We start from the raw sequence: 1,163 nt of genomic DNA, 5'->3' as shown, positions 1-1,163 counted from the left end.
TTGATGATATCCTTCCGCGCTGTCGGTGCTTTTACGCACTTTAATCAAATCGCCTTCAATTAAACGGATGATTTCCGCTTTATCTGACATTGGCTGCGTATACGTTTGTCTAGTTGGGCCGTAAAGCGCCACCAATGGGCGATCTGTAGCTGCCGCGATGTGCATTAAACCACTGTCGTTACTCACGATCGCCGTGCAGTGAGCAATTAAATCTACCGCCTGATTCAGATTGGTTTGTCCCGCTAAATTTAAACAAAACGGTTGCAATTCGGTAGGCAATGCATTGCGAATTTGTTCACCGGCTTCTATGTCTTTCGGCGAACCAAATAATTCTACGGCATAGCCTTTTTCAATCAGCATTTCCGCTAATTTCGCGTAATGATAATGCGGCCAACGTTTTGCCGGGCCAAATTCCGCCCCCGGACAAAAACCAATAATCGGGCGATTGCCTAAAAGTGCGGTCTGTTTTTCAAAGTTTTTTAAGGTTTCTGCTTGTTGGCTTGGCCCAACGGTTAAGTAAGGTTTTAAAACGGGAATATCTGCCGCCTTCGGCACCGCATTTTTTTCAAACGCCAATGCCACATAACGCTGCACCATCATCGGGTAATCCCGTTTATTGTTACGTAAGTCATTGAGCAGAAAATAACGACTTTCCCCTTTCCAACCACGACGCACGGCAATTTTCGCAAATAAAGGGATAAACGCGGATTTTAAAGAATTCGGCAAAACAATCGCCATGTCGTATTGATGTCGTAATGCTTTACCTAAACGATAACGCTCACACAGCGCAAATTTGCCGTGTCCGAGCGGCATTTCAATAGCGTTACGCACCTCGGGCATACGAGCCAGCAACGGCTTACACCAATTCGGCGCCATCACGTCGATTTGGCAAGTTGGATATTGAAGTTTAAGTTGTTGATACAAACTGTGCGACATCATCATATCGCCGACCCAAGAAGGGCCGATAATTAGGATATTCATGCTTTGCCTTATGGTAAAAGTGCGGTTAAAAAACGTTATGAATTTTAACCGCACTTTATTTTTGTTTTGAATGGGGAGGTGTGAATTATTTATTCAACCACGCCATATATTCTGCCACGCCTTCTGCCACGGTTTTAAACGGTTTGTCGTAGCCGGTAGCTCGGAGTTTGGTTAAATCCGCT

The 1,163-nt window shown here is 44.9% G+C and carries 1 protein-coding gene and 1 pseudogene; both read right to left on the bottom strand.

Going from position 1 to position 1,163, the window contains the following annotated elements; genetic code table 11:
* The coding region (gene waaF, locus ACO59Y_RS01100) for a lipopolysaccharide heptosyltransferase II (protein WP_486129888.1) at positions 1–981 on the bottom strand (981 nt) is incomplete at its 3' end.
* Positions 982–1,066: 85 nt separating this feature from the next.
* A pseudogene (gene rfaD / locus ACO59Y_RS01095) lies at positions 1,067–1,163 on the bottom strand (ADP-glyceromanno-heptose 6-epimerase); the annotation flags it as partial.

This window comes from Rodentibacter sp., from assembly GCF_057314195.1.
This window is presented reverse-complemented; position numbering and strand designations above follow the sequence as displayed.